At 63.9% G+C, this 26,646-nt stretch carries 27 protein-coding genes; 2 read left to right on the forward strand and 25 right to left on the reverse strand.

From position 1 onward, the window contains the following. The first annotated feature begins 52 nt into the window (after nt 1-52). Both G9Q37_RS18305 and G9Q37_RS18310 read left to right on the forward strand, forming a co-directional pair. Nucleotides 53-772, forward strand: coding sequence for a response regulator (locus tag G9Q37_RS18305; RefSeq protein WP_166229498.1), 720 nt, complete (start codon nt 53-55; stop codon nt 770-772). Nucleotides 773-787: 15 nt separating this feature from the next. Next, nucleotides 788-2,023: a HAMP domain-containing sensor histidine kinase gene (locus G9Q37_RS18310; RefSeq protein ID WP_166229500.1), complete on the forward strand. Its 1,236-nt coding sequence runs from the start codon at nt 788-790 to the stop codon at nt 2,021-2,023. A 215-nt stretch (nt 2,024-2,238) separates the two neighbouring features. Here G9Q37_RS18310 and G9Q37_RS18315 read toward each other — a convergent pair whose 3' ends face one another. From G9Q37_RS18315 to rfbB, 25 genes are read right to left on the reverse strand one after another with little or no spacing between them, the layout of a single operon-like run. Continuing rightward, nucleotides 2,239-4,206, reverse strand: a complete 1,968-nt coding sequence (locus G9Q37_RS18315) for a polysaccharide biosynthesis protein (protein WP_240936430.1) — start codon at nt 4,204-4,206, stop codon at nt 2,239-2,241. Beyond that, nucleotides 4,203-4,796, reverse strand: coding sequence for a PglD-related sugar-binding protein (locus G9Q37_RS18320; RefSeq protein ID WP_240936431.1), 594 nt, complete (start codon nt 4,794-4,796; stop codon nt 4,203-4,205). The genes G9Q37_RS18315 and G9Q37_RS18320 overlap by 4 nt, the downstream gene beginning before the upstream one ends. A gap of 41 nt (nt 4,797-4,837) precedes the next feature. Beyond that, nucleotides 4,838-5,398, reverse strand: a complete 561-nt coding sequence (locus tag G9Q37_RS18325) for a sugar transferase (protein WP_166229504.1) — start codon at nt 5,396-5,398, stop codon at nt 4,838-4,840. Continuing rightward, entirely contained in the window at nt 5,395-6,351 is a 957-nt protein-coding gene (locus tag G9Q37_RS18330; RefSeq protein ID WP_205710674.1) for an NAD-dependent epimerase/dehydratase family protein, read from the reverse strand. The genes G9Q37_RS18325 and G9Q37_RS18330 overlap by 4 nt, the downstream gene beginning before the upstream one ends. Nucleotides 6,352-6,353: 2 nt before the next feature. After that, nucleotides 6,354-7,118 (reverse strand): glycosyltransferase family 2 protein, encoded by a 765-nt coding sequence (locus tag G9Q37_RS18335; protein ID WP_166229507.1) that lies wholly within the window; start codon nt 7,116-7,118, stop codon nt 6,354-6,356. Continuing rightward, the gene (locus G9Q37_RS18340) at nt 7,115-8,305 is read right to left on the reverse strand and encodes a glycosyltransferase family 4 protein (RefSeq protein ID WP_166229509.1); all 1,191 of its coding nucleotides are present in this window, start codon (nt 8,303-8,305) and stop codon (nt 7,115-7,117) included. Before G9Q37_RS18340 ends, G9Q37_RS18335 begins: the two co-directional genes overlap by 4 nt. A 1-nt stretch (nt 8,306) precedes the next feature. Further along, entirely contained in the window at nt 8,307-9,263 is a 957-nt protein-coding gene (locus G9Q37_RS18345) for an NAD-dependent epimerase/dehydratase family protein (RefSeq protein WP_166229511.1), read from the reverse strand. Nucleotides 9,264-9,269: 6 nt separating this feature from the next. Further along, nucleotides 9,270-10,136, reverse strand: coding sequence for a class I SAM-dependent methyltransferase (locus G9Q37_RS18350; protein WP_166229513.1), 867 nt, complete (start codon nt 10,134-10,136; stop codon nt 9,270-9,272). Then, nucleotides 10,126-10,710 (reverse strand): acyltransferase, encoded by a 585-nt coding sequence (locus tag G9Q37_RS21970; RefSeq protein WP_166229515.1) that lies wholly within the window; start codon nt 10,708-10,710, stop codon nt 10,126-10,128. The genes G9Q37_RS18350 and G9Q37_RS21970 overlap by 11 nt, the downstream gene beginning before the upstream one ends. Next, a complete protein-coding gene (locus G9Q37_RS18360) occupies nt 10,707-11,798 on the reverse strand; it encodes a glycosyltransferase family protein (protein ID WP_166229517.1) in 1,092 nt (363 codons plus the stop codon). The genes G9Q37_RS21970 and G9Q37_RS18360 overlap by 4 nt, the downstream gene beginning before the upstream one ends. 18 nt (nt 11,799-11,816) lie before the next feature. Continuing rightward, on the reverse strand, nt 11,817-13,235 hold the full coding sequence (locus tag G9Q37_RS18365; RefSeq protein WP_166229519.1) for an oligosaccharide repeat unit polymerase: 1,419 nt from the start codon (nt 13,233-13,235) through the stop codon (nt 11,817-11,819). Beyond that, nucleotides 13,232-14,332 carry an N-acetyl sugar amidotransferase gene (locus tag G9Q37_RS18370; RefSeq protein WP_205710675.1) on the reverse strand — a complete coding sequence of 367 codons (1,101 nt, stop codon included), beginning with the start codon at nt 14,330-14,332 and terminating at the stop codon, nt 13,232-13,234. Before G9Q37_RS18370 ends, G9Q37_RS18365 begins: the two co-directional genes overlap by 4 nt. A 32-nt stretch (nt 14,333-14,364) precedes the next feature. Continuing rightward, nucleotides 14,365-15,126, reverse strand: a complete 762-nt coding sequence (locus G9Q37_RS18375; RefSeq protein ID WP_166229523.1) for a HisA/HisF-related TIM barrel protein — start codon at nt 15,124-15,126, stop codon at nt 14,365-14,367. Then, nucleotides 15,123-15,737 carry an imidazole glycerol phosphate synthase subunit HisH gene (gene hisH / locus G9Q37_RS18380; protein ID WP_166229525.1) on the reverse strand — a complete coding sequence of 205 codons (615 nt, stop codon included), beginning with the start codon at nt 15,735-15,737 and terminating at the stop codon, nt 15,123-15,125. Before hisH ends, G9Q37_RS18375 begins: the two co-directional genes overlap by 4 nt. Beyond that, on the reverse strand, nt 15,734-17,269 hold the full coding sequence (locus G9Q37_RS18385; RefSeq protein ID WP_166229526.1) for a lipopolysaccharide biosynthesis protein: 1,536 nt from the start codon (nt 17,267-17,269) through the stop codon (nt 15,734-15,736). The genes hisH and G9Q37_RS18385 overlap by 4 nt, the downstream gene beginning before the upstream one ends. Next, complete coding sequence (locus G9Q37_RS18390) at nt 17,266-18,372, reverse strand: DegT/DnrJ/EryC1/StrS family aminotransferase (RefSeq protein WP_166229528.1); 1,107 nt, start codon at nt 18,370-18,372, stop codon at nt 17,266-17,268. Before G9Q37_RS18390 ends, G9Q37_RS18385 begins: the two co-directional genes overlap by 4 nt. 22 nt (nt 18,373-18,394) lie before the next feature. Then, nucleotides 18,395-19,519, reverse strand: coding sequence for an acyltransferase family protein (locus tag G9Q37_RS18395; protein ID WP_166229530.1), 1,125 nt, complete (start codon nt 19,517-19,519; stop codon nt 18,395-18,397). A gap of 5 nt (nt 19,520-19,524) precedes the next feature. Next, on the reverse strand, nt 19,525-19,998 hold the full coding sequence (locus tag G9Q37_RS18400; RefSeq protein ID WP_166229532.1) for an acyltransferase: 474 nt from the start codon (nt 19,996-19,998) through the stop codon (nt 19,525-19,527). Beyond that, the gene (locus G9Q37_RS18405; RefSeq protein WP_166229534.1) at nt 19,995-21,053 is read right to left on the reverse strand and encodes a Gfo/Idh/MocA family protein; all 1,059 of its coding nucleotides are present in this window, start codon (nt 21,051-21,053) and stop codon (nt 19,995-19,997) included. Before G9Q37_RS18405 ends, G9Q37_RS18400 begins: the two co-directional genes overlap by 4 nt. A gap of 44 nt (nt 21,054-21,097) precedes the next feature. Beyond that, complete coding sequence (gene gmd, locus G9Q37_RS18410) at nt 21,098-22,228, reverse strand: GDP-mannose 4,6-dehydratase (protein WP_166229536.1); 1,131 nt, start codon at nt 22,226-22,228, stop codon at nt 21,098-21,100. Next, nucleotides 22,221-23,210, reverse strand: coding sequence for a GDP-L-fucose synthase (gene fcl / locus G9Q37_RS18415; RefSeq protein WP_166229538.1), 990 nt, complete (start codon nt 23,208-23,210; stop codon nt 22,221-22,223). The genes gmd and fcl overlap by 8 nt, the downstream gene beginning before the upstream one ends. Beyond that, entirely contained in the window at nt 23,207-23,785 is a 579-nt protein-coding gene (gene rfbC, locus G9Q37_RS18420; RefSeq protein WP_166229540.1) for a dTDP-4-dehydrorhamnose 3,5-epimerase, read from the reverse strand. The genes fcl and rfbC overlap by 4 nt, the downstream gene beginning before the upstream one ends. After that, nucleotides 23,782-24,687, reverse strand: a complete 906-nt coding sequence (rfbA, locus tag G9Q37_RS18425) for a glucose-1-phosphate thymidylyltransferase RfbA (RefSeq protein WP_166229542.1) — start codon at nt 24,685-24,687, stop codon at nt 23,782-23,784. The genes rfbC and rfbA overlap by 4 nt, the downstream gene beginning before the upstream one ends. Beyond that, a complete protein-coding gene (rfbD, locus tag G9Q37_RS18430) occupies nt 24,684-25,580 on the reverse strand; it encodes a dTDP-4-dehydrorhamnose reductase (RefSeq protein ID WP_166229544.1) in 897 nt (298 codons plus the stop codon). Before rfbD ends, rfbA begins: the two co-directional genes overlap by 4 nt. Beyond that, on the reverse strand, nt 25,577-26,641 hold the full coding sequence (gene rfbB, locus G9Q37_RS18435) for a dTDP-glucose 4,6-dehydratase (protein ID WP_166229546.1): 1,065 nt from the start codon (nt 26,639-26,641) through the stop codon (nt 25,577-25,579). The genes rfbD and rfbB overlap by 4 nt, the downstream gene beginning before the upstream one ends. Nucleotides 26,642-26,646: the final 5 nt, after the last annotated feature.

The following is a 26,646-nucleotide window of genomic DNA, read 5'->3' on the forward strand; positions in this document are numbered from 1 at the left end:
ATACTGCGCGCGGCGCCCGCGCCCGCGCAACCCCGTGGCTACACTGATCCGCATGACGCCCCACCGACTCCTGATGATCGAAGACGATGCGCGGCTGGCCCACATGGTGCAGGAGTACCTGGGGCAGTCGGGCTTCGAAGTGACGCACGCCCCCGACGGCGAACAAGGCCTGTCGCAGCTGCCGCTGGTGCAACCCGATCTGGTCATCCTCGACCTGATGATGCCCGGCATCGACGGCCTGGAGGTGTGCCGGCGCATCCGCGCGCTGAGCAACGAGCAGGCGCGCGTGCCGGTGCTCATGCTCACCGCCAAGGGCGATCCCATGGACCGCATCATCGGCCTGGAGCTCGGCGCCGACGACTACCTGCCCAAGCCCTTCGAGCCGCGCGAGCTGCTCGCGCGCGTGCGCGCGGTGCTGCGCCGCCGCGCCGAGGGCGGTCCGGCCGGCGCGTCGCGCACCACGCCGGTGCTGCGCTTCGGCTCGCTCGAGATCGACCGCGATGGCCGCACCGTGACGGTCGCCGAGCAGCCGGCCGAACTCACCTCGTACCAGTTCGACCTGCTGGTGGCCATGGCCGAGCGCGCGGGCCGCGTGCTCACGCGCGACCAGATCATGGAGGCCGTGCGCGGCCGCGAGCTCGAGGCCTTCGACCGCTCGATCGACGTGCACATCGGCCGCATCCGCAGCGCGATCGAGGTGGACAGCAAGAACCCCAAGCGCATCCTCACGGTGCGCGGCGTGGGTTATGTGTTCGCCAAGCAGCAGGACTAGGGACGACCGCGTCCGATGAGCATTCCCGTCTTCGCCCAACGCCTGTACCTGCGCATCTGGCTGGCGGTGGTGGCTGCGGTGACGGTGCTCACGCTGGTGGTGGGCTGGCTCTGGCAGCAGGCGCTGGAGAGCGACCGCGAGGAGCGCGAGGCGCGCGTGATGCGGACCATCGTGGTGCAGAACACCGCGGGCGACGTGCTCGGCGACGCGCCCGCGCGCGCCGAGCGCCTGCCCGGCGAGGGCTGGCGCTTCGAGGTGGTGATGAAGGACGGCGACAAGGTCTATGTGCTGCTGCCCTTCTCCAACCGCGGTGCGCCCAGCAACCCGGGCAGCCGCGCGCCGGCCTGGCTGCTCACGCCGGCGGGCTTTGCCTGGCTGCTGGGTCTGGTGGCCTTCGCGGTGGCTCTGGGCGCCTACCCCATCGTGCGGCGCCTGACCAAGCGGCTCGAGTTCCTGCAGAAGGGCGTGGAGCGCTGGGGCACCGGCGATCTCTCCTCGCGCATGCCGGTGAGCGGCGAAGACGAGGTGGCCTTCCTGGCCGAGCGCTTCAACGCGGCCGCCGAGCGCGTGCAGTCGCTGCTGCAGGCGCACAAGCGGCTGCTGGCCAACGCCTCGCACGAGCTGCGATCGCCGCTGGCGCGCATCCGCATGGGGCTGGCGCTGATCGGCAACGACCCCGCGCACGCGGCCCAGCGCGCCGAGATCGCGCGCAGCATCGACGAGCTCGACCAGCTGATCGACGAGATCCTGCTGGCAAGCCGGCTCGACCTGCGCGACGCGGCCGACCCGGTGGCCTTCGGCCCGCAGGAGGACGTGGACTTGCTGGGGCTGGCGGCCGAGGAGTGCGCGCGCCTGGACGCCGACCTCGACGTCGCGCCCGACGTGGGGCACGTGGTGGTGCAGGGCCACGCGCGGCTGCTGCGCCGCGTGGTGCGCAACCTGCTCGAGAACGCGCGCCGGTACGGCCGTGCCGGCGCGGGCGAGGCCGAGGTGAGCCTGGGCCTGCGGCGCGATGCGGCGCATCACCAGGTGCTGCTCACCGTGGACGACTGCGGCCCGGGTGTGCCCGCGGACCTGCGCGAGCGCATCTTCGAGCCCTTCTACCGCCTGCCCGGCGCGAGCGAGCGCGAGGGCGGCGTGGGCCTGGGTCTGTCGCTGGTGCGCACCATCGTCGAGCGCCACGGCGGCAGCGTGCATTGCGAGGACCGGCCCGGCGGGGGCGCGCGCTTCGTCGTGGCCCTGCCGGCCTGACCGGCGTCATACCCCCTAGGGGTTCCCACAACTGGGGGATGGCACTGGACGCCCTGGCCAGGGAAAATCCCTGTGTTGCTGTCACAACAGCCCCGTCGTCGGGGCCAGCCAGCCATTGAGGCGCTCTTCAGCGGCGTCCGGGGATGATCAGGTCTCCCAACGACGTCCTTCCAAGGACTTGAGAAAGCCACCGCGAGGTGGCTTTTTTTTGCCGCTCACAGCGGCGCGGGCCGGCTCTGGCCCTCGCCGGGCGTGGTGTGCAGCCAGTCCACCACCTCACCCGCGGGCTGGTAGCCGTGCACGGCGCGCTGCAGCAGCGCGCGCAGGCCGGGCACGTCGTTGGCGAGCAGGGTGCGGTCGAGCTGGGCCAGCAGGGCCATGAGCTCGTCGTGCTCGAGCCGCACCTCGCGCGCGCGCCAGATGCGCGCGTGCGGCGTGGGCTGCGGGTCGTCGCCGATCAACAGCTCTTCGTAGAGCTTCTCGCCAGGGCGCAGGCCCGTGACCTGGATCTCGATCTGCCCACCGGGCTGTTCGGGGCTTTTCACCTGCAGGCCCGAGAGCTCGACCATGCGCATGGCCAGGTCCATGATGCGCACGGGCTCGCCCATGTCGAGCACGAACACGTCGCCGCCCTCGGCCATGGCGCCGGCCTGGATCACGAGCTGCGCGGCCTCGGGAATGGTCATGAAGAAGCGCGTGATGTCGGGGTGGGTGAGCGTGATGGGCCCGCCCGCGGCGATCTGCTGGCGAAACAGCGGCACCACCGAGCCGCTCGAGCCCAGCACGTTGCCGAAGCGCACCATGCTGAAGCGCGTCTGCTCGGCGTGGCGCTCGGCCAGGGCTTGCAGCACGAGCTCGGCCAGGCGTTTGCTCGCGCCCATGATGTTGGTGGGGCGCACCGCCTTGTCGGTGCTGATCAGCACGAAGTGGCGCACGCCCGCGGCCAGCGCCGCGCGCGCGGTGACCCAGGTGCCCCAGACGTTGTTGCGCAGGCCCTGCACCGCGTTGTGCTCCACCAGGGGCACGTGCTTGTAGGCCGCGGCGTGGTAGAGCGTGTGCGGGTGCCAGGCGCCCAGGATCTGCACCATGCGGGCCTCGTCCTGCACCGAGGCGAGCAGCGGCACGATCTCGACCGCGTCGCCGTTGGCGTGGCGCTGCAGCTCCTGGTGGATGGCGTAGAGCGCGTACTCGCTCTGGTCGATGAGCAGCAGCGTGCGCGGGCGCAGCGCGACGATCTGGCGGCACAGCTCGCTGCCGATGCTGCCGCCCGCGCCGGTCACGGCCACCACGCGGTCGCGGATCAGGCGTTCGAGCAACGCCGGGTCCGGCGCCACGGGCTCGCGGCCCAGCAGGTCTTCGATATCGAGCTCGCGCAGGTCGCTCAGGTCGGTCTTGCCCGAGGCCAGATCGGACACGCCCGGCAGGGTGCGCACGTGCAGCGGCAGGCCGCGCAGCGTTTCGAGAATGGCGCGGCGCCGCTGGGGCGTGGCCGAGGGCAGGGCCAGCAGCACGTCGGTGGCGCCGATGGTCTGCACGAGTTCGGCCAGGCGTTGCGGCGGGTAGACGGTGCGGCCGTCCAGGCTGTTGCCCTGCAGCGCGGGATCGTCGTCGATGAAGCCGATCAGGCGGTGCTGGGGGCTGCGCAGCAGCGCGGCCGCGAGCTGGCGGCCCGCGCTGCCGGCGCCGTAGATCAGCACGCCCGGCAGGGTGCGGCGCGCAAGCAGGTGGCGGTAGAGCCCCCCCAGCCACACCCGCACGAACAGGCGGCTGAGCGCGACGAACATGAACAGCAGCAGCGGCTGGATGATGCCCACCGAGCGCGGCACGCCGGGCACGCCGAACACGGTGAACACCGTGGCGTAGAGCAGGCCGTACAAGGCCATGGCCTGGCCCAGCGAGAGCGTGGCGTTCCAGCCCGCGTAACGGAAGATGGCGCGGTACAGGCCGAAGCGCACGAACAGCGGGATTGCGATCAGCACCGCGCCGATGGCGGGCCAGAGGTAAGGCGGCTCCAGGCGCAGCCAGACCTCCAGGCGCAGGTAGAGCGCGATCCAGACGGCGAGCACGCACAAGGCCATGTCGACGGCGACGGCAAGCGCGCGCTTGGCCGGGCGCGGGATGGCGAGCAGCGTGCTCGCCAGGCTGTCGTCGTCGTTGCCGGACTCGGGGTGCATGGGCCTCATGGGCGGCCCTCTCCGGGGGCGACGACGGTGTCGTCGGGCAGGTGGGTGTGGTAGCCGAGGGCGCTGCCGGCCTGCAGCCAGGCGCGCGCGCCGATCGAGGTGCCCCCGGCCATGGTGGCGTTGGCGCCCAGGTGGCCGTGGTCGCCGACGCGCGCGTGGTGGTCGACCACCGCCCCGACGTTGACGATCACGCCATCGCCGAGCTGCGCTTCGGTGCCGATCACGGCCAGTGCCATGACCACGCAGCCCGTGCCCAGGCGGGCGCTGGGCGATACACAGGCGCGGGGGTGCACCAGGGTAGCGGCCTGCAGGCCGGCCTCGCGGACGCGCGCCAGCAGCGCGGCGCGCGTGGGGTTGTGGCCGATGGCCACGTGCACCGCGGTGACGCCGCGCTCGGGCAGCCGCGGCAGTTCGGCCGTGCCGCCCCACACGGGCACGCCCAGCACCTCGGTGCCGGGCGGCAGCTGGTCGTCCAGAAAGCCCGCCACCGTGTGCGTGCCGGCCAGTTGCACGAGCTCGCTCACGCTGCGCCCGTGCCCGCCGGCGCCGACGATGACCAGCGGCGTGGGTGTCTGTGCGGTGTTGCTCACGTGTTCTTGTCTCCCCGGGAATGCCGATGCCATGCGGCCCTTCAGTGTTGCACGCCCTCGCGGCGCAGCACCTTGATGGCGGTCAGCCAGAGTATGCGCAGGTCGAAGCCCAGGCTTCGCCGGCGCAGGTACTCGGCGTCGAGCGCCACCTTCTGCGGGATCGGCAGCTCGTCGCGGCCATTGACCTGGGCCCAGCCGGTGAGCCCGGGCACAAGTTCGTGCACACCGGCTTCGGTGCGCAGCGCGATGAGGTCGTGCTGGTTGAACAGCGCGGGCCGCGGGCCGACGAAGCTCATGTCGCCCTTGAGGATGCTCCAGAGCTGGGGCAGCTCGTCGAGGCTGCTCTTGCGCAGGAAGGGGCCGATGGGCGTGAGCCAGCGCCGGGGGTCTTCGAGCAGGTGCGTGGCCACGGCGGGCGTGTCGGTGCGCATGCTGCGGAACTTGGGCATGCGAAAGAGGCGGTTGTGGCGGCCCACGCGGTCGCTCCAGTAGAGCGCGGGGCCCGGCGAGGTGAGGCGCACGGCCAGCGCCACGAGCGCGATGGGCACGAGCAGGAGCAGGGCGGCGGGCACGGCCAGGGCGAGGTCGAACAGGCGCTTCATGGGGTTTGCAGCCCGGCCACGGCACGGCGCAGGCCATCGTCCACGGACAGGGGCGGTGTCCAGCCGAGCGTGTCGCGGGTGTGGGTGATGTCGACCTGCAGGTTGCCCAGCAGGCGCTGGGCCATGTCGCGTTTGCCCAGCAGGGCGGCGCCGGCCTGCAGCAGCGCCGGCGGCACCGGGAGCAGCCGTGCAGGCCGGTTCATCGCGCGGCCCAGGCGGCGCAGCAGATCGGCGGTGGAGAGGTCTTCGCCATCGCTCACCAGGAAGGTCTGGTTGGCGGCTGCGGGGTGGTCGATGCAGGTGATCAGCAGGTCGACGAGGTTGTCGAGGGCGACGAAGCTGCGGCGGTTCTGGGTGACGCAGGCCAGGGGGAGGGGTAGGCCGCGTTGCACGGCGCGCAGAAGCACGCCGAAATTGCCGGGCGCCTGCGGTCCGTACACGAGCGGCGGCCGCACCACGGTCAGCTCCAGGCCGGTGTCGTTGCGCACTGTGGCCAAGCCACTTTCGGCGGCGGCTTTGGATCGGCCGTAGGGCGTTTCGGGCGCGATGGCGCTGTGTACGCTTAGGGCCGTGTCTCCCGTGCCGTGACCATGCACGCCGATTGAACTTGCAAAGACAAAGCGCTGCACTCTCGCGCGGGCTGCGGCCTTCGCGCAGGCGATCGAGTTCAGGACGTTGGCCGAGTGAAAGGCCAAGTCCGGGTCCTCATGGGATTCGCGCAACACATGCGCGCGGGCTGCGAGATGGATGACGTGGGTGCACCCATGCATCGCATCGGCCCAGTCCGCGGCTGCCAGTCCCTGGGCGTGAACCTGCGCGTAGCTGGCATCGGCGACGGCAGGAGTGCCGCTTGCATGTCGCAATGCAACACGCACGGGAACTCGGCGTCGCAAGAGTTCGGACACCAGCCGCCGACCCACGAAGCCCGATGCACCGGTGACCAGGATCCGCATGGTCAAACGCCTGCGCGCGAACTGGCCCAGCGCTGCCAGACCCGACTGGCCACCTTGCGCACGAAGAACACCAGGCGTGAATAGGAAATGCGGTTCTTTTCGAGCGCGTCGAAAATCTCCAAGTTCTGCTTGGCGATGTTGCCAAGACTCCGATTGGTGGCGCCTCCCACCCGCATTCGGACCTGTACTTGCGGGATGTAGACCGATCGAACTCCGCTTCGCTCGAGGTAGCGGATCATGAATTCGGTGTCGGCGGCCAATCGGTACGTCAGATCGAACGGCCCCAGCCGTTCGAGCGCTGAACGGCGGATGTAGAAGGTCGGATGTGCGGGGCACCAGCCGCGCGCAAAGCTCCCCTTGCGATATGGCCGAGACTTCCAGTACCGCACGACGCGGTCGTTGTTGCCCGTGACGTACACAAGATCGCCGAAGCAAGCCTCCACGGAGGGGTCTTCGAACGCGGTCGATACCCGAGCGAGGACCTCGTTGTCGGCGAAGAGATCGTCCGCGTTAAGGAATCCGATCACCTCTCCCCGCGCGAGGCGAAAGCCCTTGTTCATCGCGTCATAAATGCCTTTGTCGGGCTCGGACACGATGACAGTGTCCGGTGTGCTGTGGGCCCTTGCCACGGCCACGGTATCGTCCTTGGACGCACCATCGATGACCAGGTGTTCCTTGTCTGAGTAAGACTGCCTGGCAACGGAATCCAGGGTGTCGCCGATGGTCGCGGCGCTGTTGTAGGCAACGGTGATGACGGTGATTTTCACGTGGCGGCTTCCGGTTCGCGAGGGGGCTTTCCGGCAACGCGTCGCACCAAGTCGACAAAATCGTCTGCAAAGCGTTGAACCGGGTCGGCATCGGGCGTGTGTTGTGCGCCAATGCCTGGCATCACGTGTTGTGGCTCACGCCAGACATCGAGCAGCACATTCGCCAGAGAGGCCGCGCTCGTGCGGTCGAAGAAGTGGGCGATGCCCGCGGCCTGTTCGCGGTGCACGGCCAAGTCCGACAGCACCATGGGCACCGCGAGCGCCCTCGCCTCTTCCACAGTGGTGCTCCATCCTTCGAAGAGGGAAGGATTCAGAACGGCCACGCTGCCCACCATCAGCGGAGCAATGTGCTCATAGGGAATCAACCCCAGCAGGCGGAACCGCTCTTCCAGGCCGGCCGCTTTCAAGCGCGACAAGATCCGCTGAAAATGCCCGGGCTTGTACGGGTCAAGCTGCTTGCCCGACGCGACGACGACAACATCGTGGCCAGCCTGCTTCAGCAGGGCCAGTGCCTCGATCACCAACAGATGGTTCTTGTGCTGCCAGAATTGGTTGGGCAAGTAAAAGTAACGTTCAGGAAGGCCATGGGCTTCAAGTGCCCGGCGGACCATGGCGGCATCGGGTCGGGAAATTGGGGGGACGGCGAAACGCACCACATGGGTTCGTCCTACCGTGGCAGGGTAGTGGCGCTCACATGCGTCGCGCGCATCGGCGCTGCTGAGCATGATGGTGCGGCCCGCGCGGATCTGCGCCCGAAATCCCAGCTCCCGCTTCCACCATGCCGCCCTTGAGAACAGATGGGGCAACTCGCGGTGCTGAAAATCAGGAATCCAGGCGATCGCTGGAATTCCCAGGCGTGCCCCATGGAATTGGGCGTTTTCAAACACGACATCAATCCGGTGTTCATGCAGCAAACGCCGTATCTGCGGGTCGGCGCCCAACACCAGGCTTCGAGCCAGCGCTGGCAGGCGCCTGTGCAGGTTGAACGCTGGTGAAGTAACGATTTCAACACCCTCCAGGGTTCGGAAGGGACGCTCATCTTCGGCATCGGTGTCAGTGCCGAAAAACAAAACGGGCTGCAGGGCGCCTGGATGGCGCGCTGTGATCACGCGCAGCAAGTTGAGCAAGTAGTTGTACCCACCTGTCCATGACTTGCCACCGATCAACGTGAAAGCGATACGAATCATCTCAACGTGCGGTGGCATGGCGGAACCAGTCCACATAGCCGCTGATACCGGTCGCCAGCGGTGTCTGCCAAGCGTGGCCCAGCGCCATCAATCGCTGAGGATCCGCCACGAGGCTGAAGGGATCGCCCGCTCGCGACTGGCCAGAGAAGCGCAAGGGCGTTGGACCTGATCTCCCGGAGTTGTTGCCATACCAAGCATCGATCAGAAGCTGTGCGATCTCGTGCACGGGCACCCCGGTGCCCGTACCAATGTTGAAGGTCTGGTCTGCTTGCACTGGAGCGTCATTCTGGGCGATGAGCGCTAGGGCCGCGACCACGTCGCGAATATGGGTCCAGTCTCGGATCTCCTGTCCCGTTCCACCAAGGGTCAGCGGGCTTTCTCCCGCGGCCAGCCGCGTGCACATGTCCCATAGCAACTGCTTTTTCAGCTCGGGCCCGTAAACGGAGAAAAGGCGCGCGACCCGAAAGTCGAGTCCATAGCTGTCTCCGTAAGACCGGCACAGCATTTCCATCATTCGTTTATGGTGGCCGTAGGGCGAATAGGGAACGCCGGCAGCGCATTCTGAAATCGGTCCCAAAGTACCGGCACCGTAGATGGCTGCGCTTGAGACGGCAATCAGGCGTGCGCGTGGCAGATCCTGCCGCATCCATTCGAGCAATTCGACCGTGCTCGCGACGGTGCGGAAAAAATCCTCGCGAGGGTTCGCGATGGCTGCACCAACGGTCGATCCGCCAGCCAGATGGAAGACCAGGTCGGGTTCATTGCGGGCCTGGAGCGCACGCAGGTTGGCCGTGTGCACATCCCCATTCGTCCAGTCTGCTACTCCCCACATAGAGGCTTCCGACGACGGCCAGATGCCATGGCCCAACCCGCTCACATGGTGTCCCAGTGAGGCCAGGTGCTTGGCGAGGTGTTTGCCAATGAAGCCGTGGGCTCCGGTGATCAGAATGCGCTGCATGAAGCGTTAGCAAGGGCGGTTGGCCACAAACGAATAAAGGCGCCCGGGTCGATGGTCGACGCGGGCAAGCAGTGGCCGCACCATCGACCAGATGCCTGGCCAGCCGAGCGCTGTGCTAACGGCCGTTTCGATCCAAGGCAAGCCGCGGCTCGCCTTGGCTGCAACTTCTCTTTGCAGCGACTCGAGGGTATGCGGCGCAAAGTTCACGGCGCTTTCCAGAGGGTCGTAAATTTGCTCGATTTGAAAGCCCGCCGCGCAGATAGCTGCTTCATATTGTTCTAGCAGGAATGCGTTTTCGCCACCATATAAATGGTGCAGCGGGTGCAGTTTCAGAAAAGCGTCCAGATCCGCAGGGCGCGAGATGACGTGTTCACGAACGGCCAGCAAACGGCCCCCAGGTTTGAGTACTCGAAAAAACTCTTTGCAGGCTGCGGTCAGGTCGCGCGTGTGATGCAGCACGGCGCGTGCAAACACCAAGTCGAAGCTGCAGTCCGCATACGGCAACCGCTCAGAGAATTCCTGCGTGACCTCGATGGGCAGGCCCGAGTGGGCGGCCAGCGAGCGAATGGCCTCAGCGCCCACCAAGGCACTGGCGTCGGGTTCCAGCGCCGTTACTCGATAACCTTCGTGGGCGAGTGCGTAGCTCGCGATGCCTCGGCCAGCACCCACGTCGAGTGCCTGTGTACGCGCCGGGGGAAGGAGCGCGCGGATTGCAGTCCATTCTTCGCTTAGCCGGTAGCGCTCCGCCGCAGCGGGCAGCGGATCGTCGTAATAGGCGGCCAGCACCAGCTCGCGTTGTTCTGGTCGGTCGCGCAGCCATTGGACGGCCTCTTCCCAACTGGCGAATCGCGGAGGGGTGACTTCAGTTTGCATTATTGGCATTTTCGTGGATTCGCTTGATCACGTTGGCCGGGTTGCCAGCGACCACCGTAAAGGCTTCAACGTCCTTGGTCACGACGGCACCGGCCCCGACGATCGAGCCCTCTCCGATCTCCACGCCTTTGAGAATCGTTGCGCCAAAGCCGATCCACGCCTTGTCTCGAATGACCACAGGGCGCACTTGAATATGCGTCCAGTCCTTCCGTCCTTGGGCCCAGTCGACGACGTCAGATTGCCGATGTTCCCAGTCCAGCGCGTGGGAATTGTGATCGACGACCGTGACTCCCCACGAGATGACTACGTCATCGCCGATGGTGATCCTTTCCCGGCAAACAAGATGACTCTTACCGATAAAGCAGCGATTGCCGATATGCACACTTCCGTCGGGGCCGTCGAAATCGATTCGGCAATTGATGATGCATTGATCGCCAATGGCCAACTGACCTTGGCTTTGGCCAAGCAAGCCGGCCCAGCGCACCCGGGTGTTCGAGCCAACAACCACACGAACACGGCGTTTCACCGCCAAAGCGGCGACCGAATGAAACAGCCAGCGAACGACGGATTTCATGCTGCGGCCGCCAACTGCACGAAGGCCTTCCACTGCTCGGCTTTGGAGTATGCCGTCGCCACCATGTGATGACCGCTGTCGGCGATGCGTTTGAGTCGGAGAGGGTCGCCCAGCAGCGCGCGGATATGCCTAACTGCCTCAGCAGGCGAGGAATAGGTGACCATACTTTCTCCGTCGCACATGCCCTTTGGATAATTTCCAGCATCGCTGAGCATAAGTGCACCACATCCAAGCGCTTCGAAGCACCTCATGTTTCCCCTGTCATTACCAGCCATGTCGATCGCTCCATTCAGGACTATTTTTGCTGAACCCAGCGCTGCGTAGAGGTCTAGCCCGAAGACGGGATCGAGCGCTAATGATTGAATGGAGCGAGGACGTCGGTGCTGCTTCACCGGCAACAACAAGCCTAGTGGCGACTCGGCGAGGCGAGTCATTCGCGAGTTGTCTAAGTGGAAACGCAACTCGAAATCGCCTGCAAGGTCTGCTACCGCTTCCAGTAGCGCAGCACGCCGAGAGTGATGCCTGGAATATCCACCGACAAAAACCACATCAACCGGGCGCTCGCTCTGCATCGCGAAACGGTCCATAGCGGGGTCGTGAGCTGGTGAGAAGTATCTCGCTCGCCAACCTCTGTCGGCATAGGATTTCAGAATACTCGGGAAGTTACACAGCACCAGATCATATGCGCTGAAATCAGCGCCAGGTGACGGAGCCGCTCGCCAAGCGAAGCTTAAACGCACGCTGCCAGGCAATTTTCGTACGAAATCGCTGCCGTAACGCATGGGATCAAGATTGTAAAAAATCTCGGTCCGGTGGTGCTCTATCTGGGCCAAAAGGATTGCCTCTAGCGACTGCCCGTTCGGAAGTCCTTGTTCTTTTGCCCAAAGGCGTTGTGCTGATTCGTCGTCCCCATTGGTGAAAAAGGCGTTTGCTGCCCCCTGCAAAACCGGCTGGAGATAGTGCGCTGTTCCGTATCGATCAGCGAGGAAAGCAGACATCCATTCTGCGTAGCCACGCTGGTGCTTGCGTAACGCCTCCAATCTATGCCGGTAGGCAGGATACAGACCAGAATTCTGAAAAATTCGCATGTAATTCAGGGGTGGGGGTCAGTCGTGGTCGGCGTGGCCTCGCTCTGGCCAAGGCCATTTGCATTCCAGCAACGCCACCATCGGCACGATTAGGAGCAGGCCCCCGGTCAGCAAAGAGGTTTGAAACGCCGTCGACATTCCAATAAAGACGCCGTGGTGGCCAAGCCCCAAACCCGCTATCGTGGTGCCCGTGCGACCACGTTTGACGATGAGCTGGACATCTATCCATCGCAACAAGCATCCGAAAATGAAGGCACAGGTCACTATGCCGGCCCAGGAAAAAGCAGCCCACGCATCCGCCATGAACATGGCTGTAGTTGTAGAGCCAGGCGCGCCGCGCATCAGCTCAGCGACGCGCCAGAAGCTGGGTTGCAATGGCTCGACACCCTTCAGTATCGCCAGCCAACGAATGTCGTTCCCCAGTGTGTGCGGCAGTTGGCCCGGAAATATAGCGAAGTACTCAACCAGACTTTCATTGGGAATCATGCAGACCCGGTAAAAGAGAAACAGCAACGACTCTCTCGCGCCCCCGAGATCTGAATTCGCTACGAAAGTCATTATCGAAAAAAGAGTCAGCGCGACAAGACCCAGTGTAATCGCCTGTCGGACCGTAAAGTCCAGCGAACCTCGCGCAATTTCAAGTGCCATCAACTGCAGGACGAAGATAGCTGCGGGCGCCTTGCTCAAGGTTGCCAGTTTTGCAGTGACCACGAGAACCAGCATTGCGGTTGCGAGGCCGCCCACGCCTTTTCCTCCCCCCTCTCGCCACCACGTCCACAAGGCGAAAGCAACAAATGGCAACAACGTGCTCAGCAGCAAATTGAAGAGGTAGCTGGGACTGCCGCCCATTTCTCTCCGCATAGCGATCTTTTCGAATTCGCCGGCGGCTGTCGCAAAGTAAACGTACACCTTTGGCAGTTGGTTGTCGTGAAAAAAAAAGTACAACAAGACAACAAAGGCGAGTCCTGTCATTGACAGCAGTTGTTTTGACCGATGTGGGGCCATCGGCAGAAAAGCCTGCTCATGCCATCGGCGCAATGCCTCGTCGTGAACCCGCGGCGGGCACTTAAGTATCCTGTCGGTTAGCCATATCCCCAGGCAGAAACAAGCGAACGTCAAACCCACCGCGAAATCTAGCGACTGCATCACCTCTGTGTTGCGAACCGCTGCTGAGAGGCTCGAATAGAACTGCGAACTCGCGGTATGCAGCGCATCGCCGGCGCCGCTGTGTTCTGGCCAGGCCTCTCGGTAGAGATCAAATGCTGAGCCTTCGCCCAAGGCCCAGCGCCGCGTGTAATACCAGAAAGCCGGGCCATGGAAGAAAAGCAGCAAACTCAGGGCGGTCGAACTGAGGGACAGTGTCGGCCGCACATAAAACCATAGGAACGCGGCAGTGGCCGCGCAGCTAAGAACGAAAAAGGACAGACTGAGCGTCACTGTTTGCCTCGTGTAAAGGAAGCGCGCAGCAGTGTCTTGAGATCCCTGGAGGCATTGAATAAGTGAAGGTTGTTTGGATAGTCGGCGTGTTGTCGTGCCGGAGCATCCACGAGTTCAATCAACTCCGTCGGCGTAACCCCCAGTTTTTTGGCAACGAATTTGATGTCGCGTTTGATTTGCTGCTCGGTGATGGGGGGCTCTGACAGTTCCGCCAGCGCCGCCTCGCGAGTCATCTGTCCCGCTACGATCAGACTGGACAGGTGCAGCCGTCTCTTGTCGAACCCAAACTTTCGAGGCAGATAAATGTCTTGATAAAACTTGGTGAATCGAGATTCGCTGTGTTTGCCACCATAATCGCGCCAGCCATAAATGGTTTTGAGCTGGGCTTGGGCTGACTGCTTGTCGTACTGGATGAAGTTCAGCGGTCGGTGAATCGTTAGTTGGCGCCGCGCACGAGTCATCCAGAGGTACTCCCACACCCCCATGATGGGGTAACTCTCCAGCGAAGATTTGCCAAACAGGTTATGGATTGCGCGGATGTGTCTGCCGTCGATCGATGGGTAGCCGAAGTTGGGCGGCACAATACTTTCGGAAGCAAAGTTGACCCCACTCAAAAAATCGCGAATGCCGAACCGCGCCGCTGTTCTGTACAGCGTGGCGAAGAAGGCGTGGTCCTGCGGCATATCCTGATTGAGAACAGCAGCCTTGAGGAACGCGACTTGAAGGTCTCGCATCTCGTGCCACTCAATCACGTGTGTGTGGAAATCAATGTCCAGGCCACGAACGATGGACTCGATGTTGGCCACTGCCGGCTCGGAGTTCCAGCCCCCATCCACGTGCACCGCGAGCAATCTCAGTCCATGCTGTCGACTGGCAAGGTGGGCAAGGTAGGCGCTGTCGATACCCCCACTGAGCCCGATCATGGCGTCATAGGTTTGGCCCTTGCCTCGCTCCTTCAGATGCTCGACGAGCTGGGCCATACGCATTTCGCCCTCAGGACCTGGCCACCATTCGCTTGGTCGTCGAGCAAGTGCGTCGCGGCAGCAGTTGCATTGCCCTCGCTCATCAAACTGGATGGCGGGATTGCTGTCATCCATGACGCAAAACGTGCAGGTTCTAGCCTTCGTGATCATGACAGCGAGTCGTTTAATGCGTCCATATGAAGCATGCTGGGATAACTAACCAGCACCGCACGAAGCCTGCCGATGAACACAAAGGCACTGCCGGATGCAGCGGCCGAGGCGCCGGCGTGCAGGGCCTGTGCAAGATGAATCGCTTCACCTGCTCCGCCCAGGGCGACAGTGGGAACCGATAAATGGGGTGCCACGGCCCGGATGAGGTCAAGGTCATATCCGTTTCGTGTGCCATCGCGATCGATGGACTGGAGGATGATTTCGCCCGCTCCGGCGTCTTCGAGTCGTTTGCAGTGGTCCAGAGGATTCAGCGAAACGCCGGGTCTGCCTGCTTGCACAACATGTCTCGTTGCCTTTGAGTCGTTGGCCACGTCGACGCACGCGACCGTGGCTTGACTACCGAAGGTGCTGGCGAGTTCGCGGACCAGCCCGAGGTCCGAGGCCGATCTGCCGAGAACGAACTTTTCGATACCTGCGCGATTGAGCGATTCGCACTGGCAAGCTGCTGTGATGCCTCCGCCATAGGCCATGGGCATAAAACACTCACTGGCCAGCTCGCGGAGAAAGCCGAGATCGGGACTGCGGCCCAGCGGGCTCGCGTCGATATCGAGCACGCAAATCTCGTCAACCTCCTTTTCATTGAATAGACGAATGACATTGAAAGGATCGCCGACATAGGTCCTCGGCCCGAAGCCTATGGTCTTCACCAAGCGGCGGCGCTGGTCAACCAGCAGCACGGGGATGATTCGCTTCCTCATGTCAGTTGCTCAAAGCTTTTCAGCAGCCGCATGCCGAAGCGGTGGCTTTTTTCGGGGTGGAACTGCACACCGAAGACGTTGGCCTGTTCCAGTGCGCAGCACAGCTCAGCGCCATAGGCAAAGGTTGCGCTCACGGCTTGTGAGTCTTCGCAAACCACGTGGTAACCATGGTCGAAGTAGAAGCGCTCTGGGCCCTGCGCGGTGCCAAAAAGCTGGCCTCGGCCAGCCGGCTTGACTTCCATCCAGCCGATATGCGGCACCTTCAGTCCGGAATCTTGCGGAACCTTGATGCGCTTCACTTCGGCGTCAATGTAGCCAAGTCCGTCCTCCTGGCCCTCCTCACTTCGGCGTGCGAGCAGTTGCATACCCAGACAGACCCCCAGCACAGGAACGCGTCGAACGAGGACCGCGGTGTTCAGCGGATCGATCAGTCGCCTCTCGCGCAGTGTCACCATGGCCTTGTCGAACGCTCCAACGCCAGGAAGTATCAGTTTTTCAGCGACGACGATCTCTTCGCTGTCACTGGATGCCTGGGCATCGATGCCGAGGTAGTCCAACATGTTGAGAATGGCGCCAACATTGCCGACGCCGTAGTCAACCACTGTGATCATGGCTGGTCTCTCCGAATGGATCGAGCAAAGCGAACAATGATGCCCCGCCCGGTCGATGTCACGCCCGTCACGAGCAGGCAGGTCAGTCCAACCACGAGGGACAGCCCCCCATACATAATCGCCAGCTGCGTCCATCCGTCAGCGTGCAATTGGAAAAAACTGCGAAACAAGGCGGCGAGTCCGCAACCCACCAACAGGGGTAGCGCGGTGCTGACGAGTAGTGCCGACCATTCGAGGTCTGTGAAAAACAGTCGCTTGGTCAGAACCATTGAAGCCAATACGCGGGCGACACTGGCCAGTAGCAGACCCGCACCAGCCGCTGCCACGCCGAATACAGCCACCAGCAAGATCGTCGAAATCACCGTGAGCGCCGAGAAGAGCACCGAAACACCGGCGACGGGCTTGTTCCTGCCCATGCCCATGGCGTAATAGGTGAATACATTGGTGGCTGAGCCCACCACTCCACCCAGCACCAGCACGAACAACATGTGATCGGCGCCCTTGGCCACCTCAGCCCCTACCCAGAGTGAAAGCACGCTTGAGGCCAGAACTGCCAACGGAACGAGCAGGGCAGCGCTGATAGTGCCGAGCCCCCAGGACGCCAATTGGAAGAATGCGAGTCGATCGGCAAACGAGTCGCTGCTCATCGTGCCAAAGCGCGGAAAGAGCACTTCACCTGCCTTGATAACACCGATGTAGGCAGCCTCCTGTAGGCGGTTCGCGACCGTGTATTGGCCCACGACCGATACCGGGGTCATGGCCCCCAGTGCGTAGCGATCGATCTGGTTGCCCAGCACGCCCGCGAGTTGGGCGACGCCCTGCCAGCGGCTGAACCGCAGTAAGGCGGCGGAGGCCTCACGGGCTCGGCTGGAAAACACCGTGCGCCAACACAACATTGATCGCCACCGCCAAAACCACACGGCTGCGACGAGTACAAAGCCAGCGGCCACGCCCGCCAGATAGCCCTGCGCTTGCGGCCACATCCAAGTGATGCCTAGCGTGACGGTGCTGCCCGCCAGTGCTGTGTAAAGTGCCATGCGCGCGATCGTCTTGTAGTCTTGCTTTGCTGCACTGACACTCTGAAGCACCAAGCCCACTTGTTGCGCCACCGCGCCTGTGGCACCAATCAGCAGCGCTGGCCCCAGGCCTGTAGTGGCGGCATCACTGATGAGCAGGCGGGCCATTGCGGGGCCGAATACCGCCAGAATGCACCAGCCCGCCATGCAGGCAACCATGCACCAGCGCATTGCCACACTGGTGAATGCCTGCATTGAGGCAGGCGCCTGATCGGCCTTGTTCCTGGAAGCGAGTTCGCGGATCAGCGCTTGGCCAAGCACGGTGCCCACCAAGCTCAGGGGTGCGCACAGGGCAAGAACCACGGCCGCAGCCCCGAATGCGTCGAGACCGATCCATCGAACAACAAGTGGGACGGTAAGGAACTGAGCGGCCAGCCCGGCGCCGAAGGCAACGAGATTCCACCGGGAGTTCGACAGTACGCCTCCCGTGGAGTTGTCGGCCCCCTGGACTGTCATCTGCCCACGAACTCGCGAATGCCGGCGACCACCGCTTGGACCTGTGCATCGAGCATCTCAGGAAAGATGGGAATGGAGAGGATGCGAGATTGGTTGTGGTACGCGTTTGGGAAATCTTCTGGCTGGTAGCCCATGTGCGCGTAGCAAGGCAGAAACGGCAGCGCCACCGGATAGTTGATGACAGTCTGGATACCACGCGCATTCAGGTGGCGCGCCAACTCGTCTCGCCGGTCGTGGCGAATGACGTACAGGTGATAGACATGCTCGCGGTCCGGGAAGGTTGCAGGTGTCGTGATGCTGGGGACGTCGCCCAGCAGGGCGTCGTACTGTCGCGCGATTTGCTGACGCCGCTGTGTCCAGCCCGGCAGATGGGGAAGCTTGACGGACAAGATGGCCGCTTGAAGGCCATCGAGCCGGCTGTTGATGCCTTCGATTTCGTGCTCGCCCTTGTTAATTCCGCCGTGACGAGCCAGCATGGCCATACGGCGTGCCAGTGCCGCATCGTCGGTGGTGAGCGCACCTGCGTCTCCCATGGCACCGAGGTTTTTGCCGGGGTAGAAAGAATAGGAAGCGGCATTGCCGAAGCTGCCCACCATTTGGCCCTTGTAGCGAGCCATGTGGGCCTGCGCACAGTCTTCGATGACCCAGAGCTTGTGTTTGCGTGCGATCGCCATGATCGCGTCCATGTCCGCCGGCTGTCCGTAGAGGTGAACAGGGATGATCCCCACCGTGCGCGTGGTGATGCGATCTTCGATTCTCTGAGGGTCGAGCGTGTAGGAGAACCCGTCGGTGTCGCAGAAGACCGGCGTGCCGCCCGCCTGGCTGATGGTCTCGCTGCTGCTGATCCACGAGTGGGCGGTGGTGATGACCTCGTCGCCCGCTTTCACGCCGAGGGCGCGCATAGCGATGTAGAGCGAGTCGGTACCGTTTGCGCAGGACACGCAGTGGCTCGCCCCGGTGGCTTGAGCAAACGCCTCTTCGAACTTCTGAACGAAGGGGCCACGGATGAACGACGAAGTCTTGATGACGGCCGCGATGGCTTCGTCAATGCCTTCGCGGATGGTCAGGTACTGGCTGTGCAGATCGGCGAACGGAACATTCATGTGGTGGTCTTGGTTGGGGTAGTCAATAGCGGAGCTTGCGGCCGGCTTTGGTGAGCGGACGCTCTAGGAACTTGAGGCTGAAAGCTGCCCAGATGAGGGTCGCGCAAAGCGCTGCTGCAGCCAGCCCTGCGTCGTAAAGTGTGGAGACGCGCTCAGGCCGGCGAGCAATAAGGAACGCACAAGCCAGGAAGAGCGGGTGAAACAGGTACACGGTGTATGAAACCGCGCCCAGCCGCGTTAGCCATGCTTGTCGCAAGGCGCCTATGCCTCCCCGGTCCAGTCGCTTAAGGATCAATAGCACGGCCAGCGCGTAGACGACCGTCAGGTACGAATGCCCCCAGAGCGCCATGTTCAAGGGCAAATTGATCCGAATCGCGATCAGGAACAACGGGATCAACCACAGCAGGCGCGTGAACAGCCGCTGCAGGGCCGCACCGTGTCGGGTCATCCAGGCCTCGAAGCCCTGGTGCCGGCAGGCCCACGCAATGACTGCTCCGGCGGCCAGGCCGTCGAGGCGGCTGAGGGTGTGCACATACATGGTGAATGCACTGTCGTGCAGTAGCCAAGCCATGGCGCGGAAAACTGCCGATCCCAGCGCAATGGCGAGCAGCAGAACCGGCAAACGCTTGTAAGGCGTCAGAAGCACCATGAGTGGAAACGCCAGATAAAACTGTTCTTCTATGGCGACTGACCATGTCACCGAAATAGCCGATGGTCCCCACCGATCGTGTTCAGCCATCCACCAGTTCTGCGTGAAGGTGAGGTGGTGCCAAAGGGGTGTGTCGCTGTTGAACACGTCGTTGCGTGCACCAGCTGCTACTGCGGCCCAAAAGATGGCAACAAGCACCAAGTAGGAGGGGGCAATTCGCAACAGCCGTCGAACGTAGAAGCTTTGCAGAAAGCGCGCAGGGCTCTGGCGCCGGTCGAGCAAGATGCCGGTGATGAGAAAGCCCGACAGCACGAAGAACAGATCGACGCCAGTGCGACCGAAGATGGTGAGCCCATAGACCAGCTTGGTCCAGCCGCCCAACCCCTGATCGATCAGCGCACCCACAAAATGCCAGACCAGAACCATACCGACCGCGATCCCTCGCAGTCCATCCAGTTCGGCAATCCGCCGCTCGGAGACCATGTGCGTCGATATCACGGTGTTCAGCCGGCCGAGATGGTCCGGATCAGCCGCGCGGGATTGCCGGCGTAGATGCCGGGCTCGGTGATGTTCCGAGTGACAACTGCCCCGGCGCCGATGACCACGTCGTTGCAGATCGACACCGGAAGCAAAGTGGCGTTGGAGCCAATCGACACGCGATCGCCGATGCGGGTCGACCGCCAGAGGCTGCGGTCGCCGCGAGCCGGACCGCCTTTGGCGAATATATCGTTGGTGAACATCACCCCATGACCGACGAAGCAGTCTGCGCCGATCTCGACCAGCTCACAGATGAAGGCGTGCGACTGGATCTTCGTGCGGGGGCCGATGCGCACGCCTTTCTGGATTTCGACGAACGGGCCAACGAAGCAGTTGTCGCCAAGTTCGCATTCGTAGACGTTGGCCGGTTCCACGATACGAACGCCTTCGCCGGCGGTCACGTCGCGTACCTGGGCCCTGAGCAGCGTGGGGGTATTCATGTGCGGCCCAGCTTGCAGTGCTCGACTTTCAGGGGCAGCGTCACTTCACGCCCGGAAGCGATGGACTCGTACAACGCCATGATCAGCTCCAGGCTTTGACGGCCCTGGTGCCCGTCCACGAGGGCCTCTGTCCCGTTGGTGAAGCAATCGACCACATGCTCGTAGTACGCCTGATGGCCGAACCCGTACACATTGGGTGGATTGACCGAGAAGCGCTCCACCACATCGGCATCGGAGGCCAGTGGGTTGGTGAACTGCCATGTCCGGATCTTGTTGACCGAGAACCCTGCAATTTCGACCGCTCCCGTGGAGCCCAGCACCGACAACGATCCCTCCATGTCTTTGGGTCGTGCCGCCGAGGTGGCTTCAATGATGCCGAGCGCACCGTTGCGGAATTTGATCGTGGCGACAGCAGTGTCTTCGGCTTCGATTCGCGCCAGGGCGGTGACGCCGCGGGCATGCACGCTTTCGACATCGCCCATGAACCAGCTCAGCATGTCCACGTGGTGGCTTGCCTGGTTGGACAGCACGCCGCCATCTTGGGCCCAGGTGCCGCGCCAGTTGTCATTGTCGTAATAGGCTTGGTCTCGGCACCAGCGCACGCGCACGGTGCCCAGCACAAGCTTGCCGAAACGGCCTGCGTCCAGGGCTTCCCGCGCCTTCACCACCGGCACGTTGAAGCGGTTCTGCTTGACAACGAACAAGCGCACGCCATTGGCGTCGCAGGCCTCGATCATCGCGTTAGCGTCGTCCAGGGTCAGCGCCATGGGCTTCTCCACGACCACGTGCTTGCGGGCCTTGGCAACGGCGATCGCGTGTTCGGCGTGCATGCCACTGGGCGTGAGTATGGACACCACATCGATGGCGGAATCCATGAGCATCTCGTCCAGGGTGTGGTAGGCCGGCACGTTGTAAGTGGTACCGAAGCGATCAGCACGATCGGTCTGGATGTCGCAGACAGCCGCCAGGCGCGCGCCCGCGATCTGGCCGGTGCCCAGCAGCTCGGCGTGGCGTTTCGCGATGCGGCCGCAGCCCAGAATGGCAAAGTTGATCATGGTTCTAGAGGCAATGGATCGGTAAGGAAGAACGCTGCAGCGCGTTACTCGGCGCTGACGTTAACGGCATAGCCATGGCGCTTCAGAAGCGCGTGCTGCTTGGCCTGGGCAAGGTCAGCGCTGACCATCTCAGCGCACATTTCTCGGGCTGTGATCACGGGTTCCCATCCAAGCTTCTCGCGCGCCTTGGTTGGATCGCCCAGCAAGGTTTCGACCTCGGCGGGCCGGAAATAGCGAGGGTCGATCTGAACCACCGGTTGGCCGGCGGCTCGTCCCAGCGCGGCTGGGGCATTAACCCAGTACGCGCGCTCTTCGACGCCCTGACCCTCCCAACGCAGCTGCATACCCAGTTCCTCGGCAGTCCAGCCAATGAACTCGCGGACGCTGTACTGTTTGCCGGTCGCGATAACGAAGTCTTCCGCCTGATCCTGCTGCAGCATGAGCCACTGCATGCGCACGTAGTCTTTGGCATGGCCCCAGTCGCGCAGCGCGTCGATGTTGCCCATGTACAGGCAACTCTCGAGACCCTGTTGGATGTTGGCCAGGCCACGCGTGATCTTGCGCGTCACGAACGTCTCGCCGCGGCGCGGGCTTTCGTGGTTGAAGAGGATGCCGTTGCAGGCGTACATGCCATAAGCCTCTCGGTAGTTCACCGTGATCCAGTAAGCGTAAAGCTTCGCCACCGCGTAGGGACTGCGAGGGTAGAAAGGCGTGCTCTCTTTCTGTGGGATCTCCTGCACGAGACCATACAGCTCGCTGGTGCTGGCCTGGTAGAAGCGGGTCTTCTTCTCCAGCCCCAGTATGCGGATGGCTTCCAGGATCCGCAGCGTGCCCACCGCATCGACGTCGGCGGTGTACTCGGGACTTTCGAAGCTCACCGCCACATGGCTTTGCGCGCCGAGGTTGTAGATTTCGTCCGGTTGGGCTTCTTGGATGATGCGCACCAGATTACTTGTGTCGCTGAGATCGCCGTAGTGCAACTTGAAGCGCGCATTCTCGATGTGCGGGTCCTGGTATATGTGATCGATGCGTGCCGTGTTGAACGACGACGCCCGGCGCTTGATGCCGTGTACGGTATATCCCTTCTCGAGAAGAAACTCGGCCAGGTAGCTACCGTCCTGGCCCGTGATGCCCGTTATCAATGCCGATTTCGTGGAGGTCGTGGTCTTAGTCATGTCGGTTCTGCGAGCGATTCAGGAAGTCTTGGTAGGCCGATACGAGGCCGGTTTCCAGCGTGATTCGGGCCTTCCACCCCAGCGCCTCCAGCCTGGCACTGCTCATGAGTTTGCGCGGCGTGCCGTCGGGCTTGGTCGAGTCGAAGCTGAGGCGGCCGCTGTAGCCCACCACGCGGGCCACCAGCTGGGCGAGCTCCGCTATCGACACGTCGTCCCCATACCCAACGTTGAGGTGACTTTGCATGGGCTTGACCTGATCACGCCAGGTGCCCGGGTCCAGGTCCATCACGTGCAGGCAGGCGGCCGCCATGTCATCCACGTGAAGGAACTCTCGTCTCGGCTTGCCCGTGCCCCAGACCGTCACCGCAGGAGACCGCTGTAGCTTGGCCTCGTGGAAACGCCGGATAAGACCGGGCACCACGTGGGAATTGTCGGGGTGGTAGTTGTCCCCGGGGCCGTACAGATTGGTGGGCATAACGCTGCGGTAGTCCACGCCGTGGCTCTCGCCATATTGGCGGTTGTAGCTTTCACACAGCTTGATGCCTGCGATCTTGGCGATGGCGTAGGGCTCGTTCGTGGGTTCGAGTGGTCCGGTTAGCAACGCCTCTTCGCGCATGGGCTGCTCGGCGAGCTTGGGATAGATACAACTCGATCCCAGAAAGAGCAGGCGCCTGACGCCCTCCCGGAAAGCTGCATCGATCACGTTCGCCTGAATCATCAGGTTCTGATAGATGAAATCGGCGGGGTAGGTGTTGTTGGCGTGAATGCCTCCCACCAGTGCTGCTGCCAGGTACACCTGGTCGGGCTTTTCGGTCTGCATGAAGTGCCGCACGGCGGCCTGATCGGTCAGATCGAGCTCCTGATGTGTGCGCAAGACGATGTTGCTGGGATCGTGCTTGCGGGCCAGCAATTGGCGCACGATCGCAGAGCCCACCATGCCGCGATGGCCTGCGACGTAGATCTTCTGAGGAGCGGACTTCATGGGGTAGTGGTGGCCTCTGGCCCGGTGAAGCAGTAATCGGAAAAGCGGCCACCTGCCTTGTCCTTGGTCGACAACAACACCTCGCCAAGCGGCCAATTGATGGCCAGCATCGGGTCGTTCCAAGCTAGGCAGCGTTCCGCGTGCGGTGCGTAATAACTGGTGGTCTTGTACAGAAAATCCGCGCTCTCGCTCGTCACGAGAAACCCGTGCGCCAACCCCGGCGGAATCCACAGCTGCCGCTGGTTCTCCTCGCTCAGCGCCACCCCCACCCACCGCCCGAACGTGGCCGACCCGCGCCGGATGTCCACCGCCACGTCGAACACGCTGCCGCGCACCACGCGCACCAGCTTGCCCTGCTCGTGGGGCGGCAGCTGGTAGTGCAGGCCGCGCAAAACGCCCTTGGCCGATCGGCTGTGGTTGTCCTGCACGAATGTCAGGTCGAGACCGGTCGCTTCGTTAAAGGCGCGCTGGTTGAAGCTTTCGAAAAAGAAGCCGCGAGCATCGCTGAACACCCGTGGCTCGAGGATGAGCACGTCGGGAATCGCGGTGGGCGTGACCTTGAGTGCATCGCTCATGCGTGACCTCCCCCGAAAACGCGGGCTTCGAGCAAGCGCAGCAGGTACTGCCCATACCCGTTCTTCTTCAACGGATCCGCCAGCCGCTGCAGCTGCTCCGCACCGATCCACCCGTTGCGCCAGGCGATCTCTTCGGGGCAGGCGATCTTGAGCCCTTGCCGGTGTTCGAGCGTGGCGATGAACTGGCCCGCGTCGAGCAGGCTGTCGTGTGTGCCCGTGTCGAGCCAGGCATAGCCGCGCTGCAGGATCTGCACGTTGAGCTGGCCGCGCTCCAGGTAGGCCTGGTTCACCGCGGTGATTTCGAGCTCGCCGCGCGCGCTCGGCTTCACGGCCTTCGCGATGTCGACCACCTGCGCGTCGTAGAAGTACAGGCCGGTGACGGCGTAGCTGCTCTGGGGCTGCGCGGGTTTCTCTTCGATGCTGGTGGCCTTGCCCTGGGCGTCGAAAGCCACCACGCCGTAGCGCTCGGGATCGGTCACGTGGTAGGCGAACACGGTCGCGCCCTGGGGCTGCTGGTCGGCCTGGCGCAGCAGGCTCGCGAAGTCGTGGCCGTAGTAGATGTTGTCGCCCAGCACCAGCGCGCTCGGGCCCTGGCCCACGAAGTCGGCGCCGATGATGAAGGCCTGGGCCAGACCGTCGGGGCTGGGCTGCACCGCGTACTGCAGGTGCATGCCCCAGGCGCTGCCGTCGCCCAGCAGCTGCTGGAAGCGCGGCGTGTCCTGCGGCGTGCTGATCACCAGCACCTCGCGGATGCCCGCGAGCATCAGCGTGCTCAGCGGGTAATAGATCATGGGCTTGTCGTACACCGGCAGCAGCTGCTTGCTGATGGCCAGCGTGGCCGGGTGCAGGCGTGTGCCCGAGCCGCCGGCGAGGATGATGCCCTTGCGTTGCATGGTCGTCATGGTGCGGTGAGGATTTCCGCGAGCATACGACGCACCCCGTGCTCCCAGGGCGGCAGCCGCAGCCCGAACGCGGCCTGCAGCCGGCCGGTGTCGAGCCGCGAATTGAGCGGCCGCTGCGCCGGAGTGGGGTAGTCGCGCGTGGGGATGGGCTCGATGCGTTCGACCTGCCAGGGCAGCTCGGGCCGCAGCGCGCGCGCGGTGTCGATCGCGAAGCGCGCCAGCCCGTGCCAGCTGGTCTCGCCCGCCGCGGCCACGTGGTAGGTGCCCGCGAGCCCGGCCTCGGCGCGCAGGCGGCGCAGCGCGTGGGCGGTCACGTCGGCGAGCAGTTCGGCGCCCGTGGGCGCACCCACCTGGTCGTCGATCACGCGCAGCTCGGGCCGCTGCTGCGCCAGCCGCAGCATGGTCTTGGGAAAGTTCTGGCCGCGCGCCGCATAAACCCAGCTGGTGCGCAGGATCAGGTGTCGCGCGCCGCTCTCGCGCACCGCCTGCTCGCCCGCGAGCTTGGTGCGGCCGTACACGCTCAGCGGCGCGGTGGGCGCGTCTTCGGCGCGCGGCTGGTGGCCGCTGCCGTCGAACACGTAGTCGGTCGAGTAGTGCACGAACAAGGCGCCGCGTTCGACCGCCGCGCGCGCGAGCACGCCGGGTGCGGTGGCGTTGAGCGTGTGCGCGAGCGCGGGCTCGCTCTCGGCCTTGTCCACCGCGGTGTGCGCGGCGGCGTTCACGACCACGTCGGGGGCCACGCGGTCCACCAGGGCCGCGAGCGATTCGGGCCGGCTGAAATCGGCCGGCTCGGGCGTGTCGTGGTCGAGCGCCACCAGCTCACCCAGCGGCGCGAGGCTGCGCTGCAGCTCCCAGCCCACCTGGCCGTTGGCGCCGAGCAGCAGCAGCCTCAAACCGCCCCCTGGTACTGCGTGTCCACCCACGCGCGGTAGGCGCCGCTCTGCACCTCGGCCACCCAGTCGGCGTGGTCCAGGTACCACTGCACGGTCTTGCGGATGCCGGTCTCGAAGGTCTCGGCGGGGCGCCAGCCCAGCTCGCGTTCGATCTTGCGCGCGTCGATCGCGTAGCGGCGGTCGTGACCGGGGCGGTCCTTCACATGCGTGATCTGCGTGGCGTACGACAGGCCGTCGGCGCGCGGGCGCAGCTCGTCGAGCAGCGCGCAGATGGTGTGCACGATCTCGATGTTGGGCTTCTCGTTCCAGCCGCCCACGTTGTAGGTTTCGCCCACGCGGCCGGCCTCGAGCACGCGGCGGATCGCGCTGCAGTGGTCGCCCACGTAGAGCCAGTCGCGCACCTGCAGGCCGTCGCCGTACACCGGCAGCGGCTTGCCCGCGAGCGCGTTGACGATCATCAGCGGGATCAGCTTCTCGGGGAAATGGAACGGCCCGTAGTTGTTGCTGCAGTTGGTGGTGAGCACCGGCAGGCCGTGCGTGTGGTGCCAGGCGCGCACCAGGTGGTCGCTGGCGGCCTTGCTCGCGCTGTAGGGGCTGTTGGGCTCGTAGGCGTGCTGTTCGGTGAAGGCGGGGGCGTCGGGCGCCAGGCTGCCGTAGACCTCGTCGGTGCTCACGTGCAGGAAGCGAAAGGCCGCGCGCTCGGCCTCGGGCAGGTCGAGCCAGTGGCCGCGCACCGCTTCGAGCAGGCGGAAGGTGCCCACGATGTTGGTCTGCACGAAGTCTTCGGCGCCGTGGATGGAGCGGTCCACGTGGCTTTCGGCCGCGAAGTTGAGCACCGCGCGCGGCCGGTGCTCGGCCAGCAGGCGCGCCACCAGGCCGCTGTCGCCGATGTCGCCCTGCACGAACACGTGGCGCGCATCGCCTTCGAGCGCGGCGAGGTTGCGCCGGTTGCCCGCGTAGGTGAGCTTGTCGAGGTTGAGCACCGGCTCGTCGCTTTGCGCGAGCCAGTCCAGCACGAAATTGCTGCCGATGAAGCCGGCGCCGCCGGTGACCAGAATCATGGAGG

Source organism: Hydrogenophaga crocea, from assembly GCF_011388215.1.
Classification (GTDB): Bacteria; Pseudomonadota; Gammaproteobacteria; order Burkholderiales; family Burkholderiaceae_C; genus Hydrogenophaga; species Hydrogenophaga crocea.

Excerpts from the sequence above, each read along its gene's own strand:
- G9Q37_RS18305 (WP_166229498.1), top strand. The coding sequence starts at position 53 with ATGACGCCCCACCGACTCCTGATGATCGAAGACGATGCGCGGCTGGCC.
- G9Q37_RS18310 (WP_166229500.1), top strand. The coding sequence starts at position 788 with ATGAGCATTCCCGTCTTCGCCCAACGCCTGTACCTGCGCATCTGGCTG.
- G9Q37_RS18315 (WP_240936430.1), bottom strand. The coding sequence starts at position 4,206 with ATGAGGCCCATGCACCCCGAGTCCGGCAACGACGACGACAGCCTGGCG.
- G9Q37_RS18325 (WP_166229504.1), bottom strand. The coding sequence starts at position 5,398 with ATGAAGCGCCTGTTCGACCTCGCCCTGGCCGTGCCCGCCGCCCTGCTC.
- G9Q37_RS18330 (WP_205710674.1), bottom strand. The coding sequence starts at position 6,351 with ATGCGGATCCTGGTCACCGGTGCATCGGGCTTCGTGGGTCGGCGGCTG.
- G9Q37_RS18340 (WP_166229509.1), bottom strand. The coding sequence starts at position 8,305 with ATGATTCGTATCGCTTTCACGTTGATCGGTGGCAAGTCATGGACAGGT.
- G9Q37_RS18345 (WP_166229511.1), bottom strand. The coding sequence starts at position 9,263 with ATGCAGCGCATTCTGATCACCGGAGCCCACGGCTTCATTGGCAAACAC.
- G9Q37_RS18350 (WP_166229513.1), bottom strand. The coding sequence starts at position 10,136 with ATGCAAACTGAAGTCACCCCTCCGCGATTCGCCAGTTGGGAAGAGGCC.
- G9Q37_RS21970 (WP_166229515.1), bottom strand. The coding sequence starts at position 10,710 with ATGAAATCCGTCGTTCGCTGGCTGTTTCATTCGGTCGCCGCTTTGGCG.
- G9Q37_RS18360 (WP_166229517.1), bottom strand. The coding sequence starts at position 11,798 with ATGCGAATTTTTCAGAATTCTGGTCTGTATCCTGCCTACCGGCATAGA.
- G9Q37_RS18370 (WP_205710675.1), bottom strand. The coding sequence starts at position 14,332 with ATGGATGACAGCAATCCCGCCATCCAGTTTGATGAGCGAGGGCAATGC.
- G9Q37_RS18375 (WP_166229523.1), bottom strand. The coding sequence starts at position 15,126 with ATGAGGAAGCGAATCATCCCCGTGCTGCTGGTTGACCAGCGCCGCCGC.
- hisH (WP_166229525.1), bottom strand. The coding sequence starts at position 15,737 with ATGATCACAGTGGTTGACTACGGCGTCGGCAATGTTGGCGCCATTCTC.
- G9Q37_RS18385 (WP_166229526.1), bottom strand. The coding sequence starts at position 17,269 with ATGACAGTCCAGGGGGCCGACAACTCCACGGGAGGCGTACTGTCGAAC.
- G9Q37_RS18390 (WP_166229528.1), bottom strand. The coding sequence starts at position 18,372 with ATGAATGTTCCGTTCGCCGATCTGCACAGCCAGTACCTGACCATCCGC.
- G9Q37_RS18400 (WP_166229532.1), bottom strand. The coding sequence starts at position 19,998 with ATGAATACCCCCACGCTGCTCAGGGCCCAGGTACGCGACGTGACCGCC.
- G9Q37_RS18405 (WP_166229534.1), bottom strand. The coding sequence starts at position 21,053 with ATGATCAACTTTGCCATTCTGGGCTGCGGCCGCATCGCGAAACGCCAC.
- gmd (WP_166229536.1), bottom strand. The coding sequence starts at position 22,228 with ATGACTAAGACCACGACCTCCACGAAATCGGCATTGATAACGGGCATC.
- fcl (WP_166229538.1), bottom strand. The coding sequence starts at position 23,210 with ATGAAGTCCGCTCCTCAGAAGATCTACGTCGCAGGCCATCGCGGCATG.
- rfbC (WP_166229540.1), bottom strand. The coding sequence starts at position 23,785 with ATGAGCGATGCACTCAAGGTCACGCCCACCGCGATTCCCGACGTGCTC.
- rfbA (WP_166229542.1), bottom strand. The coding sequence starts at position 24,687 with ATGACGACCATGCAACGCAAGGGCATCATCCTCGCCGGCGGCTCGGGC.
- rfbB (WP_166229546.1), bottom strand. The coding sequence starts at position 26,641 with ATGATTCTGGTCACCGGCGGCGCCGGCTTCATCGGCAGCAATTTCGTG.